This is a genomic window from uncultured Nostoc sp., assembly GCF_964245445.1.
Lineage (GTDB): Bacteria > Cyanobacteriota > Cyanobacteriia > Cyanobacteriales > Nostocaceae > Nostoc.
Genome location: NZ_CAXTNE010000229.1, coordinates 1 through 13214, shown reverse-complemented (window position 1 = coordinate 13214; position 13214 = coordinate 1). Strand labels below are relative to the sequence as shown.

Sequence of the window (13214 nt, the reverse complement as noted above, 5' to 3'; positions counted from 1 at the left end):
GTTGTTAGCGATCGCTGGTTTTTGATCCTACCTCACCAAATCGCGTTGCTCCCACTACAGCTGGTTCCATTTTATCTACCTGCGTTTCTACAAAGTGTTGTGGAAATCTGCCGCATTAAAGCCGAACAAAAGGGTATTGAGTTTATTTATCAGCCACCGGAGAATTCAGCAATTGGTATTGTTGCTGATGAGAAGCGTCTGCGACAAGTTCTGATTAACTTGCTGGGAAATGCCATTAAGTTTACCGACAAAGGCAGTGTCACATTTAAAGTGGAAGTGCTGTTAGGGGATATAACTAATCTTCGCTTCTATATTCACGATACGGGCATCGGCATGAGTCCCCAGCAATTAGAGAAAATCTTCCTCTCCTTTGAGCAAGTCGGGGATAGCAGACGTCAAAGCGAAGGAACGGGATTAGGACTTGCTATCAGCCAGCGATTTGTTGAGTTGATGGCTAGTCAAATCCAGGTTGAAAGCCAATTAGGGGTTGGTAGTAAGTTTTTCTTTAATATTAACTGTGCGATCGCAACTGATTGGGTACAAGCAAATTCCCTAACATCATCTGGCAGAATTATCGGATATGCTGGCATTAACGTTAGCGTTGGCGTTCGCGAAGCGTCTCCGACAGGAGAAGCCTCTCGTAGAGAAGCGGTAGCGAGTCCTCTCCCAAGGGGAGACGCCAAGGGCGATAGCGCAGCGTTAGCGAGTCATCGAGCGTCACGAGCGTCAACCTCTGTGAAAGAGAATCGCAAAAAAATCCTAATTGTCGATGACCGTTGGGAAAATCGGTCAGTGATTGTCAATCTTTTGGAACCCCTTGGTTTTGAGGTTCTCGAAGCCAACAACGGAGAAGAGGGTTTAGAAAAAATTACACGCGATCGCCCCGATATGATCATTTGTGATTTAGCCATGCCCGTAATGGATGGCTGGGAAATGCTCAAACAATTGCGTCAGTCCGAAACTTTACGTGATGCCATTGTGATTGTCTCTTCTGCGAGCGTGTTTGAGATTGACCGCCAAAATAGTTTAGATGCTGGTGGTAACGATTTCTTGGCAAAACCCGTGCAAGCAAATGAACTTTATGCTGTATTAGCCAAGCAATTACAATTAAATTGGGTATATAAAGATACCAATATTGAATCCTCGCTCGATACAGATGCAAGCGCCAAAACCATTTTAATTCCAAGTATTTCTGATTTAAAAGGATTATTAGAACATGTGGAAACTGGGTACTTTAGAGGCATCCGAGAAGAATTGGATCAATTAGCTCAATTAGATGAACAATATCAACCCTTTATTCAAGAACTTAGGGAATTGGTTAAAGGCTTCAATATTCAGACAGTTCGTCATTTTCTCCAAGAGTCGATAAACCAATCTCAAAAATCAACAAAGATTTAGGTAGGAGATTCAAAACTGATGACAACTGATGGTACAGGTCAAACAATTCTGATTATTGACGATTATCCAACTAATATCGAAGTGCTATATGATGCACTCGACCGATCAGGTTATAAAGTCCTAGTAGAAATGGATGGTTTGCACGGTATTGAAACGATTAAAAACTACCCTCCTGATTTAATTTTACTAGATGTAATGATGCCAGGAATTGATGGCTTTGAAACCTGCCGTCAATTAAAATCTCAGCAGACTACCTGTGAGATTCCGATTATTTTCATGACTGCTCTTAATGATACAACCGATAAAGTCAAAGGTTTAGTCTTAGGAGCTGTCGATTATATTACAAAGCCATTTCAACAAGAAGAAGTTCTTGCACGCATTAGGATTCACCTGAAACTGCGACAAGCAAATTTAGAATTAGCTCGACAAAAGGATATTTTAGAACAACGGGTACAAGAACGCACCACAGAGCTTTCGCAAGCGCTAGATAATTTTAAAAACGCACAATTGCAATTAGTCCAAAGTGAAAAAATGGCAACCTTGGGTAACTTAGTTGCAGGGGTAGCGCACGAAATTAACAACCCTCTTGGATTTCTCAAAGGCAGCCTGAATAACGCCCAAGAGTATATCCAAGATTTATTTAAGTATGTGCAATGTGTGCAGCAACATTATCCACAACTAACACCGACCGTCACCAACCTTGCCGAGAAAATTGACTTAGAATTTCTTAGTGAGGACTTACCAAAGCTGCTAGGTTCGATGCATGTAGCAACAGAACGTATTATAAACATTAGCACTAGTCTCCGCACCTTTTCCAGAGCCGATACATCTGAAAAAGTTGCTTGCGACCTGCATGAAGGAATTGAGAGTACACTGTTAATTTTGAAGTATCGCCTCAAACCGTCCCAAAAACGTCCAGCGATTGAGGTAATTACAGATTATGGTAAATTACCGCCTGTTAAGTGCTTTTTAGGACAATTAAATCAAGTATTTATGAACATCCTTGCCAATGCAATTGATGTATTAGATACAGAAAGCGTTGGGCGAACATTTGCCCAATTACAAGCTAATTCTCAACAAATTATAATTCGCACTGAAGTATCCAGCGACCAAAATACGGTAGTAATTAAAATCAAAGATAACGGGTCGGGAATCCCAGAGGATATTAAAGGACATATCTTTGACCACTTGTTTACCACTAAAGACGTTGGCAAGGGAACAGGATTGGGATTAGCGATCGCTCGTCAAATTGTCGAAGAAACGCACAATGGTAAGTTAATCTGCAACTCCATTCTGGGTGAGGGCACAGAATTTATTATTAAGATTCCAGTGTCTTAATTGCTACTATTTAAATGACAGATACGAGGAAAAAGAAATTATTTTTCCCCACTATTTCCATCTTTCCTCTCAAAGAGGCTTTTGAGTAGGTATACCAACAGCACGAGGAAAATTAGCTGGTGTGGTAGCTAGCTTACGTAAATACACACAGTGCCGGATGCTGTGACTTAGGGGTGTTGTAAATTGCTCGATTGATTCAATCGCGCCACCCAGGTGCTTTACAGCATTCTGCAAAGCAGTTGTTTCATCCTCTGTCCAATTACCGCGATAAATTATGGCTAAACCTCCCTGTTTGAGCAGTGGTAAGGTATATTCTGCACAGACAGAAGCTGGCCCTACAGCACGGATTAATGCAATGTCGTAAGCTAGTCGATGCTGCGGGTGATGGCCGATTTCTTCAGCCCTACCAACAAGAGTTTTAGCATTGGCAAGGGCAAGTTCAGTTAATACATTGTCGATAAAAGAAATTTTTTTCCGAGTGGAATCGAGAAGATTAATTGTGCAATTAGGTACAGTAATTGTCACTGGAATACCTGGAAAACCCGCACCTGTACCAATATCGATCAGAGCAGGGGAAGCAGGGGAGAAATTTGCTGATAAAAGAGGTGCAATTCCTCGTAGAGAATCCCAGAGATGTTTTTCCCAAAATCCTTGGGGGTCAGTGATTCGAGTTAAATTGAGTTGGCGATTACCTTCTAGGATTAACTCATAAAGCCTTTGGAATTGCGCTTGCTGTTGGAGGGTTGGTTGCCAATTGAGAGTTTGCTGCCAGATTTCTGCCATCTCAGGCAATAGGTTTGTCATTTGTCATTTGTCATAAGGCATGGTTATTCTCGTTGTACCCTTGTCCCCTTGCCCCTTTGTTCCCCTGCTCTCCTCTCACACGGTTGGTAAAGGTTCTTTAACTTTGGCTTCTAGTGTCTTTGGATCTACTGATTGTAGTTCACCGTGGTTGAGTGTCCAGCAACGATCTGCGATCGCTAACAGATCCCCAGCATCGTGTGTCACTACCAACAGCGTCCAATCTTGTTTCAGTTTCCCTAATAAATTTACCAGTTGCCGACGCATTGACCAATCTAACCCAGCTGTGGGTTCATCCAATAACAGTAAATTTGGCTGGCGAATCAATTGCACTGCCAAAGCTAAACGTCGTTGCTGACCACCACTCAAAGCATAGGGAGCGGCAGAGAGCGATAAATGCTCTAATCCCACTTCGGTTAGGGCCTGTCTGACTCGTTCTGACCCTAACTCAGGATGTCCTAAACGCAATTCTTCTAAAATTGAACCACCGCAAAAGTGACGCTCTGGAAATTGAAATACCAACCCAGCTAACTGTTGCAGCTGTTCGGCTATAAGTTCTTGTTCCCGCCAAAAGAGTGCACCGCTAGTGGGTTCGGCTAGTCCCGACAAAATTTCTAGTAAGGTACTTTTACCCGAACCACTCGCGCCAATAATCAGACCTAGCTGCTGGGGTGCTAATTCCAAGTTGATCGATTTGAGGATCGCTGTTGGGCACGCTGTCGGGTGATAATTTAGATTTCGGAGATAGAGCATTTGTTAAGATTACCAAAAAGTCAGCAAATTACTGATTAGCTACACTGAAAGCATCTGGAAAATTCAAAGAAAGGATTAACACCTTAATCTAGCAGCAAGAATCATCCACTTTTTCTTTATTGTGGCAGAGTCACCCTTAAAACTTTGGCTCTAACCAGCTTGGGAACATGAAAAAATTACCAAAGTCAACCTTTATATAAGAAAATTTTGGTTGAAGCAGAGGCAAGTTAAAATTAACCATTTTTTGCATTCTAAGTAACACATACAACTATTTCAACCGCAAATATTCTGAGGGTTAAAATGACTAAAAGGTTTTCTTCGCCTCGATTAGTAGTGTCTGCTAGACTCACTAACCTTGCTCAGACCGCTTTTGGCGCTGCGTTCGCCTTTGGCGTTGCCCCTTGGGCAATCGCACTTAATTTATGGGTAAATCCCTCCCTGGCTGGCGATCCGTTTCGCAATCGTGAACCTCATCAAATTGGCGACCAAACAGAAGCAGCTTTTAAAGCGATTTTCCAACAGGGCAATTATCCAGCAGCACAGCGTTATCTGGAACAAGCACTATCCAAAGAGCCAAATGAACCTCTAGCTTATGCCATGAGAGCATCTTTAGCATACGGAAATAAGGATTGGGCTAAACTAGATACCTACAGCCAAAAAACTCTAGAAACTGGACAAAAACTGATTTCTAACGATCCATTGCGTGGTAATTTATACACTGCTGTTGGTCATTTTTTAGAGGGAGCAGTAATTATCACCCGTGAGGGTACAGTCAACGGTGTGCCGCAAGCCTTTAGTCGGTTGCGGCAAGTTTATGAATATTTAGACAAAGCCGAAGCAATTTCTGCCAACGATCCAGAACTGAATTTAATCAAGGGTTATATGGATTTATTGTTGGCAGTTAATTTGCCATTTGCTAGCCCAGATCAGGCAATTGGACGCTTAGAACAAAATGCAGCTCCTGGCTATCTAGTAGATCGGGGCATTGCTCTTGCTTACAGGGATTTAAAACGGTATCCACAGGCGCTAGAGTATGTCAACCGGGCGATCAAAACGACATCCGATAATCCAGAAATTTATTATCTTAAAGCCCAAATACTGAAACAACTGGGGCAAAGAGAAAAAAGCCAGCAGATGATCCAGGAAGCGATCGCTAATTTTGACAAAGCCTTGACTAAAAAATCCCAACTCCCAAGCGATTTAGTCAAACAAATTGAACGTGAACGCAGCAGTGCTGTTAGCTTGAAGAATCCTTAGTCCCTATTCCCCACTCCCCACTCCCTACTTTGATATGCTTATTTGCAGAACAGTAATTGAGATCCTAGACCAAAATGGAGATTCAGTTCCGCGAAATTAATCCTTTTGATATGTGGATTTGGCTAAAATTCAGCACAAATCCTTCTGCGCGTGAAAAGCAGTATGTAGAAGAAGTTTTCAATTCCTGGTTTTATCTGGGTAAATTGGGTGCATTTAATGCAGAGAATCTTCAGGTGCAGGACACAGGACTCGATATCAGCTACATGAATTATGATGAGCAAGGGTATGAAAAAAGCCTGCTTGCATTGATGCACAACATTGGTGAGTTTGAATATGAGGGTCAATGGGGGCGTTGTTGGTTTGACTTAGGAACTAGTGATGCGATCGCTCTGGATATTTTAATCAACGCTCTCACCCAGCTAAGTCAGGAATATGTCACCATTGAAGAATTGTACATCGGTGGCGAAAATCCAGATTGGCCTATTGAGGGTAGCGAAAGTCGTCCTCAGTCTATTTACGATAATTAGTTACAAAAATGAATAAAGCAGGCGAAATTCGGGTAATAGCCTTGGGGCTAATTCGGGATGGCGATCGCATATTTCTTTCTGAAGGCTACGATCCCGTAAAGCAAGAAACATTTTATCGCGCTTTGGGCGGTGGTGTTGAATTTGGCGAAACCAGTCATGCCGCCTTAGAACGGGAGTTTCAAGAGGAAATTCAGGCAGACTTAACGAATATTAAATATCTAGGTTGTATAGAAAATCTGTTTACATTTAATGGTAGGCAAGGTCATGAAATTATTCAGCTTTATCAATGTGACTTTGTTGATTCCAAATTTTATCAACTGGAAAATTTAGTTTTTTCAGAATCACAAACTCATAAACATAGAGCATTATGGATAGATATCTCTCGCTTGAAATCTGGGGAATTCAAATTAGTACCTGAAGTATTTTTTGAATATTTATAAAGAATATGGAAGTTTACTAAGATTACTTTGCTGTTAATTATGTTACCGCACTCAGCAAAGACACAATATACTAGTTAAAACTAACGCCCTCCCGTTCAGAAGTCTCAGCTAAACGTCGATGTAAAGATTTCGGTATCCGTACTAGTAGTTTAACCTATAGCTATTATTACTAAGCTAAAACACATCTAATTTGCATATCAAAATTTTATCAATATCTTGTGGAATAGGCATCTATATATCTGGATCTAACTCTTGAGTTTTTCCTGCACGGTATTCAGCCATTGCCTCAGTTGCAAGGAAAGCGAGTACGTCAGGGGAACGGGTGAAAGCTTCATCCCAAGAGCGTTCATCTTCTAATTCTTCCAAAATTATCGCCGCGATCACATCTTGTTCATTGGCAGGTAAATTTTTGAGTTTGGCGATCGCTTGTTCAAGTAGCTCAGTCATAGCTGTTAATCGTTACGAAAGTCATACTATAAATTATCTCTGCTTGCACTCTGTTGGGGTTTTCAGGGTGCGATCGCCACTTACAGTCAACGTTTATGCCTGGACTTAACCTAAGAGAATACCGGACTATTAACACCAGGCCAATGTGGAATCACTCTGTCTCTAATACGAGCGCTCACTTGACAATTAGAGCAAGATTATAGTAACAATAATGGCTAGCACTGAACAAAATCTGAAGTCTTAACCAAGCTTCTGATCCAGCGCTCTAGTCAATTACAGCGGGTATAGCCCACTGTATTTTTGAGGAAAAATTAATGATGATAAAACCAATTGAATTCCGCATTCCAGCGGATGAATATCGTACTATGCCAGTTCCTTCTAACGGAGCTATAAGTAAAGCAAAACTAGCAACTTGCTTTGTACGTGTAGAAGATGTTCCTCAAGATCTGGAATATTGGATGTCCATTAACCCGCGTACCCCCCGCCGCAACACTAAAGGTGCGCTAGCAGGAGTTGTCGCTCATCAAATCGTTGAAACCTTAAGGGAGCATCCTGAAAAATTTGCTTTCAAAAATCAAGGTATTTATCTGATTGTAAAGGACACAGAGTTCGTAAAGGAGAAAGGTGGGCAAGGTATAGTAACCTTGCAACTTACAGACCCCTCTCAGCACGGCTTGATCAATGGGGGTCACACTTTCTTTGCGATTCGTGAAGTAACTGAAGACGGCGAGTATCCCAGTCCTTGGGATGCGTATGTTCGCCTTCACATTCTAGCAATGGAGGATGTTGACTCATACCTGATTGCTGATATTGCTGAAGGATTGAACCGCTCATTACAGGTAGACAATACCTCTATCGAGAATCTGCAAGGCTCTTTTGATGAAATTAAGCGTTCTCTAGAAGGAAAACAAGGATCTGAGCAAATAGCCTACAAGATGGGCGATTCCGGAGAGTTTGATGTTGAGCAAGTCCTCACTTATATGAATCTCCTTAATTTAGAGCTGTTTCCTGACAGAAAGAACCATCCTCATACAATTTTCGGCAAGCCCAAAGCTGTTCTTGACACCTTTATCAAGGATGTTAAGGAAAAGCATAGTCGTGTGTTTAAGCGACTTGTTCCTCATCTACATGATATCCTGATTCTAATTGATCGGATACAGCAATTAGCAGCTCCAAAGTTTCCTGGCAAGCTCAAAGTCAGTAACACAAAGAAAAATAATCGCGTTCGTTCGCCCAAAAATAAAGAGCGAAAAGCTCACTTTGCTGGTGGGATAATTAATGGGCATTTGCACCTTGGGTGGCTCTACCCAATGCTAGCAGCGTTCAGAGCCAATATTTCTCGTGCGGCTTGGGAACAAGGGGAGCTAGAGTGGCTAGTCAACCCTGAAGAATTATTAAAAGCTACGATCGACGAGATGGCTGGAATAGTGCTTAAGGAAAATGAAGACAATAAGGGTAAACCTGCTGAAGTGGGTCGTAAAGAAGCAGCCTATCGTGGTTGCTATAGCGTCATAGTTATGGAGTTGGCTCAACGGGGTATCCTGACCTCATAAGTTTATGGGTTAGATTGATAGATTGGTCTTAAACTTTAATCTGTCCAACCCTCTAAGGTGTTCGGACTTTTTTTCTGAGATAACTGGCAAAGCAAGTTATTGCGGGAGCATGACCGTTCTACAATAAAAACAAAGACGTTGAGGTTGAACTAACCTAATGGGGGTACCTGAAACAAACCCAAAGATACCAATGCTTTCATCAAGCCTCTACGAAACTGATTTTTACGCTTGGACACAGGAACAAGTAACTTTACTTCGCAATGAGCAGTGGAGTCAGATTGATCTGCAAAATCTGATTGAGGAGATTCAATCTTTGGGTAAACAGCAACGTCAAGAACTGCGAAACCGTCTTAGTGTGTTGATTGGACATTTACTAAAATGGCAGTACCAGTCAGGGCGTCGTAGCCGTAGCTGGTTAGCAACACTTCGTATTCAACGCTTAGATATTGCTGAACTGCTCGAAGACAATCCTAGCTTAAAACCCTACCTTGAAGAAGCACTTTGCAAAGCCTACCTTAAAGGTGTCGAATTAGCTGTTGGAGAAACAGATTTGCCCAAGCGTACTTTTCCGGTAGAGTGTCCCTACAGTTTGCCAGAGATTGTGGACTATGACTTCTACCCCGGTGAACCAAGCAAGTTACTAGATGAATCAGAGCAGTAATTTGAAATTAAAGTAAATCTTCTTCAGATAGCTGGGCTATTTTCATCAAGACATTCAAGGTTGCAGCTTTCAAATCTTGATTGCGGTGAACAGGAATTGACAGGATTTTTTGTACTTCAGGGTTTTCATAAATATGGTGACTGCCAATAATTCTTTGCAAAACCCAACCTTTTTGCTCTTCCCATAAAGAAGTTGACGTACTTCTTCTGGAAAAATTTCATGTTCGACTGCTAAAGCACAACGTTGGGGCTTCTCTTGTAGGGTAGCAATAGCATTCATCAATCCTCGAAACCAACGATCAGCAAATTCAGGATTCCGCTCTCGATACCAGCGATAAGCTTGCTTAATTTGAGTTTCTGCGATTGGGGTAATCTCAACCTGAAATGCCATACTTTTGCTGCATTTCTTGGACGAAATCTCCAATTGGGCGAGTTTTACCAGCGTTAAGTTCCTCGAAACCTTGTCCAATACCTGCAATTGTCTCCAATTGATCAATCAGTTGGCGTAATTTGGCGGGGTTGATTTTGGCAGGGTCTAGAAAGGTGACGAGAACTTGGGAGCGATCGCTAATATCTTGCGGTAGCTGGGTGAGGTGAATTTGCCCATCCTGATAAATGCCTTCGATAGTTTTTATCATGAGTTAAAGTTGGGTTAGTATTTCCTTTAATTCTACTAACTAGACTCAAAGGGCTGGATCTGGAATTCCAGCCTGCTCAAAATGACATAGGTTTTCATTTGATGACTAATCTTTTTCTCCCAATTAAACACCAACCGCCTCTGGAATCGCACCTTGCATTCTCCCGAAAGCATCAATTAAATTCTGCAATTGTTGATCAGCCTTAACAACTCCTAACCCGCGCACCGTCACTTTCCCAGGAGAATACACAAAGCGCGTTTTAAGATTGTCTGGTAAATTCGCCGCCAATAAATTCCAAGCGGGTTCCTCCATCGGTGTTTCTAAAACGACGTGCTGCTTGTTTTCTGGTTTAATCCGGCTAAATCCGAGTTTTTTCGCTAGCTGTTTGAGTTCCATGACTCGCAAAAGTTGATTTGCAGACACTGGTAAACTACCATAGCGATCGCTCCACTCAGCTGCAATCTGCTTTAATTCTGATTTAGATTTGGCTGTCGCCACCGCCCGGTATGCACTCATCTTTTGATCCAAATCGGTAATGTAATCTGCTGGGATGAACGCCGTCAGGTTGAGGTCAATCTGAGTATCCTCCACTTTCGGAATTTCTTGTCCTCGGATTTCCCGAATAGCTTCTTCTAGCATTTCCATATATAAATCAAAACCGATGGCATCCATTTGACCGGATTGTTCTGCACCTAGCAAGTTACCCACGCCTCTGATTTCCATGTCGCGCATCGCTAGTTGATATCCAGAACCTAGCTGAGTAAATTCCTGAATCGCTCGTAATCGTTGCCGTGCTGCATCAGATAATGCCCGTTGCTTCGGATAAAATAACCAAGCATGAGCTTGGATACCTGCACGTCCCACACGACCGCGTAATTGATACAGCTGTGCCAATCCAAAGCGGTGAGCATCTTCAATCAAAATCGTGTTGACTCGCGGAATATCTAAGCCAGATTCAATAATTGTCGTACAAACGAGGATATCTGCATCGCCATTACTGAAGGTGAGCATGGTTGATTCTAACTCGCTTTCATCCATTTGACCGTGAGCGATCGCAAACCTAGCACCCGGTATAACTTCTCGTAAATTGGCTGTTGTCTCTTCAATTCCGTCTACTCGTGGAACTACATAAAAAACCTGCCCCCCTCTGTCTAATTCTTGACGAATTGCAGTGCGGATACTTTCAGAATTTATTGGTGAAAGATGGGTTTTAATCGGCCGTCTGGTTGGGGGTGGTGTAGTAATCAAACTCATTTCCCGAATTCCCGACAAAGACATATACAAAGTCCGGGGAATGGGAGTGGCGGAGAGGGTAAGCACATCAACCTGAGTTTTCAAGCTTTTAATTTTCTCTTTCTGGTTCACCCCAAACCTCTGTTCTTCATCCACCACCAACAGCCCTAAATCCCGGAATGTCACACCTTTACCTAAAAGTTGGTGCGTACCAATTACTACATCTAATTCACCCGTTGCCAATCGCTTTTGAATATCGCGGCGTTCTTCAGCAGACCGAAAACGGTTGAGCAAACCGACATTTACCGGGTAGGGAGCAAAACGCTCTTTGAGTGTATGGTAATGCTGTTGTGTTAAAATTGTCGTTGGCGCAAGGAGTGCCACTTGTTTACCGGCGGTGACTGCTTTAAAAACAGCACGAATCGCCACTTCCGTCTTCCCGAAACCGACATCGCCACAAACTAAGCGATCCATTGGGCGATCGCTTTCCATGTCGCGTTTTACATCTTGGACAGCTTTGAGTTGATCCGTTGTGGGTTGGTAGGGGAAGGAATCTTCCAATTCCTCTTGCCAAGGCATATCACTTGGAAAGCTAAAACCTTGTTGTTGCGATCGCGCTGCATACAGTTTCAACAAGTCCACCGCCAATTTTTTAATCGCTTTGCGGACTTTATTCTTGGTATTTTCCCAAGCTTTACCAGTCATCCTGTTGAGTTCCGGTGCTTTATCACCTGCGGCGCGGAACCGGGATAAAGCACCTACTTGATCGGCTGCGACTCTGAGTAAGCCGTCAGCATACTGCACCACCAAATAATCACGGGTTTCGTTATTAATCGTCAAACTTTCCAGCTTGACAAATTTACCAACACCATGATTTCTGTGAACTACATAATCGCCTGGACGCAGCTTATTGGGATCAACTTGCTTAGAAGTAGCTTTGTGACGCTTGCGGATATAGCCGGGAGTCGCTAAGGAATGCTGCCCAAAAAATTCCCGATCTGTAACGATTACCAATCGGTATGTAGGCAGGATAAAACCTTCTAGTTCCGCAAGACCAGAATATTTTAGGGCTATGGGAGTATGGTTGATTTGGAGCTTATCTATTGCTTGGTAGTCGCGGGGATTTGGAATAAACTGAGCCGGACAATCATGTTCTTGCAATAGAGAGACAGAACGCGAAGGTTGAGCAGAAAGCAGCCAGATAGAGAAATTGCGATCGCGTTCTTGGCGGATGGTTTCAGCAAGTTTAGCAAACTGGTGTGGCGTGACTGGAACAGGACGGCTGGCAAGATTAATCCCATCATTTTCCTCTGACAGTTCCGAAAAATATAAGGTTTTAAACCTGGCAACATCAGCCAAACACTCATCAAAAGAACGGTGAATCTTCGGCAATGTTAGGGGAGTAGAGGTAGATTCTTCCCCATTCCCCACTCCCCACTCCCTATTCCCTATTTTCCATTGTTCCTGGGCATTTTCTACCCAGCGATCGCTATGAGCATGACACTGTTCTGGCTCATCAATGGCAATCAGGGTATTTTCTGATAAGTAGTTTAGCAGGGACGCTGGTTGCTCGAAAGCCAACCCCAAAAAGCGACGACTACCCTCCAAGAGTGATGAGTTCTCAGTGCTAAGTTCTAAGTCAGAATTTAACTGATAACTCTTAACTCCTAACTCAGAATTATTCTTCAGTGCCGCCATGACAATGGGAGCAAAGCTAGTGGGGGTAAGAATTAACTGGTCAACTTTATCGAGGGCGGAACGTTGGGTTGCTGGGTCAAATTCCCGCATTTGCTCGATTTCATCACCAAACCATTCCAGCCGGACTGGAAACTCAGATGAAACTGGGTACACATCAACAATATCGCCCCGTCGGCTCCACTGTCCTTCTGTTTCCACCAGAGGTACTCGTTCGTATCCCAGAATAGTTATTTTCTCACTGAAGGCATTCAAGTCTAATTCCATCTCCCGCTTCAAGGTAAGACAGAATTGCCCAAAAGCTTCTGGTGGTGGTAAGTGTGGTTGCAGCGCCCCTTGAGTAGCCACAATTGCCAAGGGTCGCTTTGCTCCGGGATTAGGGATTGGGGATTGGGGATTGGGAAGAGACAAGGGAGCAACTTTTTCAATAATTCCTCCTTGTCTGCCGAGTCCCCAGTCCCCAGTCCCCAATCC

At 43.0% G+C, this 13214-nt stretch carries 13 protein-coding genes and 2 pseudogenes; 7 read left to right on the top strand and 8 right to left on the bottom strand.

Annotated elements, in window-relative coordinates; genetic code table 11:
* Positions 1-1398: ATP-binding protein (locus ACFE90_RS28750; RefSeq protein ID WP_375505795.1), on the top strand; the 1398-nt coding region annotated here is incomplete at its 5' end.
* Positions 1399-1416: 18 nt separating this feature from the next.
* The gene (locus ACFE90_RS28745; RefSeq protein WP_375505794.1) at positions 1417-2736 is read left to right on the top strand and encodes a response regulator; all 1320 of its coding nucleotides are present in this window, start codon (positions 1417-1419) and stop codon (positions 2734-2736) included.
* A gap of 69 nt (positions 2737-2805) precedes the next feature.
* Here ACFE90_RS28745 and rsmG read toward each other — a convergent pair whose 3' ends face one another.
* Positions 2806-3540: a 16S rRNA (guanine(527)-N(7))-methyltransferase RsmG gene (rsmG, locus tag ACFE90_RS28740; protein ID WP_375505793.1), complete on the bottom strand. Its 735-nt coding sequence runs from the start codon at positions 3538-3540 to the stop codon at positions 2806-2808.
* Positions 3541-3615: 75 nt separating this feature from the next.
* Entirely contained in the window at positions 3616-4290 is a 675-nt protein-coding gene (locus tag ACFE90_RS28735; protein WP_375505792.1) for an ABC transporter ATP-binding protein, read from the bottom strand.
* A 300-nt stretch (positions 4291-4590) separates the two neighbouring features.
* On the opposite strand from ACFE90_RS28735, the gene ACFE90_RS28730 reads away from it, so the two are divergent.
* The 3 genes from ACFE90_RS28730 to ACFE90_RS28720 all read left to right on the top strand — a co-directional run bounded on the left by ACFE90_RS28730 (position 4591) and on the right by ACFE90_RS28720 (position 6514).
* Positions 4591-5547 carry a Sll0314/Alr1548 family TPR repeat-containing protein gene (locus tag ACFE90_RS28730; RefSeq protein ID WP_375505791.1) on the top strand — a complete coding sequence of 319 codons (957 nt, stop codon included), beginning with the start codon at positions 4591-4593 and terminating at the stop codon, positions 5545-5547.
* Positions 5548-5621: 74 nt separating this feature from the next.
* Positions 5622-6074, top strand: a complete 453-nt coding sequence (locus ACFE90_RS28725; RefSeq protein WP_375505790.1) for a DUF3531 family protein — start codon at positions 5622-5624, stop codon at positions 6072-6074.
* Positions 6075-6082: 8 nt separating this feature from the next.
* Positions 6083-6514, top strand: a complete 432-nt coding sequence (locus ACFE90_RS28720; RefSeq protein ID WP_375505789.1) for an NUDIX hydrolase — start codon at positions 6083-6085, stop codon at positions 6512-6514.
* Positions 6515-6584: 70 nt separating this feature from the next.
* Here ACFE90_RS28720 and ACFE90_RS28715 read toward each other — a convergent pair.
* Positions 6585-6653: pseudogene (locus tag ACFE90_RS28715) on the bottom strand (toxin-antitoxin system HicB family antitoxin); the annotation flags it as partial.
* A gap of 92 nt (positions 6654-6745) precedes the next feature.
* Positions 6746-6961 (bottom strand): hypothetical protein, encoded by a 216-nt coding sequence (locus ACFE90_RS28710; RefSeq protein WP_375505788.1) that lies wholly within the window; start codon positions 6959-6961, stop codon positions 6746-6748.
* A 314-nt stretch (positions 6962-7275) separates the two neighbouring features.
* Between ACFE90_RS28710 and ACFE90_RS28705 the strand changes: the two genes are divergently transcribed.
* Positions 7276-8514 carry an AIPR family protein gene (locus tag ACFE90_RS28705; RefSeq protein WP_375505787.1) on the top strand — a complete coding sequence of 413 codons (1239 nt, stop codon included), beginning with the start codon at positions 7276-7278 and terminating at the stop codon, positions 8512-8514.
* 190 nt (positions 8515-8704) lie between these two features.
* On the top strand, positions 8705-9175 hold the full coding sequence (locus ACFE90_RS28700) for a DUF29 domain-containing protein (protein WP_375505786.1): 471 nt from the start codon (positions 8705-8707) through the stop codon (positions 9173-9175).
* Positions 9176-9182: 7 nt separating this feature from the next.
* Here ACFE90_RS28700 and ACFE90_RS28695 read toward each other — a convergent pair.
* From ACFE90_RS28695 to mfd, 4 genes and pseudogenes are all read right to left on the bottom strand, one after another.
* A pseudogene (locus ACFE90_RS28695) lies at positions 9183-9293 on the bottom strand (hypothetical protein); the annotation flags it as partial.
* A complete protein-coding gene (locus tag ACFE90_RS28690; RefSeq protein WP_375505785.1) occupies positions 9245-9565 on the bottom strand; it encodes a type II toxin-antitoxin system RelE/ParE family toxin in 321 nt (106 codons plus the stop codon). The gene ACFE90_RS28690 and the pseudogene ACFE90_RS28695, both read right to left, overlap by 49 nt.
* Positions 9549-9812 (bottom strand): hypothetical protein, encoded by a 264-nt coding sequence (locus ACFE90_RS28685; RefSeq protein WP_375505784.1) that lies wholly within the window; start codon positions 9810-9812, stop codon positions 9549-9551. The genes ACFE90_RS28690 and ACFE90_RS28685 overlap by 17 nt, the downstream gene beginning before the upstream one ends.
* 123 nt (positions 9813-9935) lie before the next feature.
* Positions 9936-13214 (bottom strand): transcription-repair coupling factor (gene mfd / locus ACFE90_RS28680; RefSeq protein WP_375505783.1); only part of this gene is annotated, 3279 nt, incomplete at its 5' end.

Bases quoted from the DNA above. Each gene is read 5' to 3' on its own strand.
- rsmG (WP_375505793.1), bottom strand. From the start codon at position 3,540: ATGACAAACCTATTGCCTGAGATGGCAGAAATCTGGCAGCAAACTCTC.
- ACFE90_RS28735 (WP_375505792.1), bottom strand. From the start codon at position 4,290: ATGCTCTATCTCCGAAATCTAAATTATCACCCGACAGCGTGCCCAACA.
- ACFE90_RS28725 (WP_375505790.1), top strand. From the start codon at position 5,622: ATGGAGATTCAGTTCCGCGAAATTAATCCTTTTGATATGTGGATTTGG.
- ACFE90_RS28705 (WP_375505787.1), top strand. From the start codon at position 7,276: ATGATGATAAAACCAATTGAATTCCGCATTCCAGCGGATGAATATCGT.
- ACFE90_RS28700 (WP_375505786.1), top strand. From the start codon at position 8,705: ATGCTTTCATCAAGCCTCTACGAAACTGATTTTTACGCTTGGACACAG.
- ACFE90_RS28730 (WP_375505791.1), top strand. From the start codon at position 4,591: ATGACTAAAAGGTTTTCTTCGCCTCGATTAGTAGTGTCTGCTAGACTC.
- ACFE90_RS28745 (WP_375505794.1), top strand. From the start codon at position 1,417: ATGACAACTGATGGTACAGGTCAAACAATTCTGATTATTGACGATTAT.
- ACFE90_RS28710 (WP_375505788.1), bottom strand. From the start codon at position 6,961: ATGACTGAGCTACTTGAACAAGCGATCGCCAAACTCAAAAATTTACCT.
- ACFE90_RS28690 (WP_375505785.1), bottom strand. From the start codon at position 9,565: ATGGCATTTCAGGTTGAGATTACCCCAATCGCAGAAACTCAAATTAAG.
- ACFE90_RS28720 (WP_375505789.1), top strand. From the start codon at position 6,083: ATGAATAAAGCAGGCGAAATTCGGGTAATAGCCTTGGGGCTAATTCGG.
- ACFE90_RS28685 (WP_375505784.1), bottom strand. From the start codon at position 9,812: ATGATAAAAACTATCGAAGGCATTTATCAGGATGGGCAAATTCACCTC.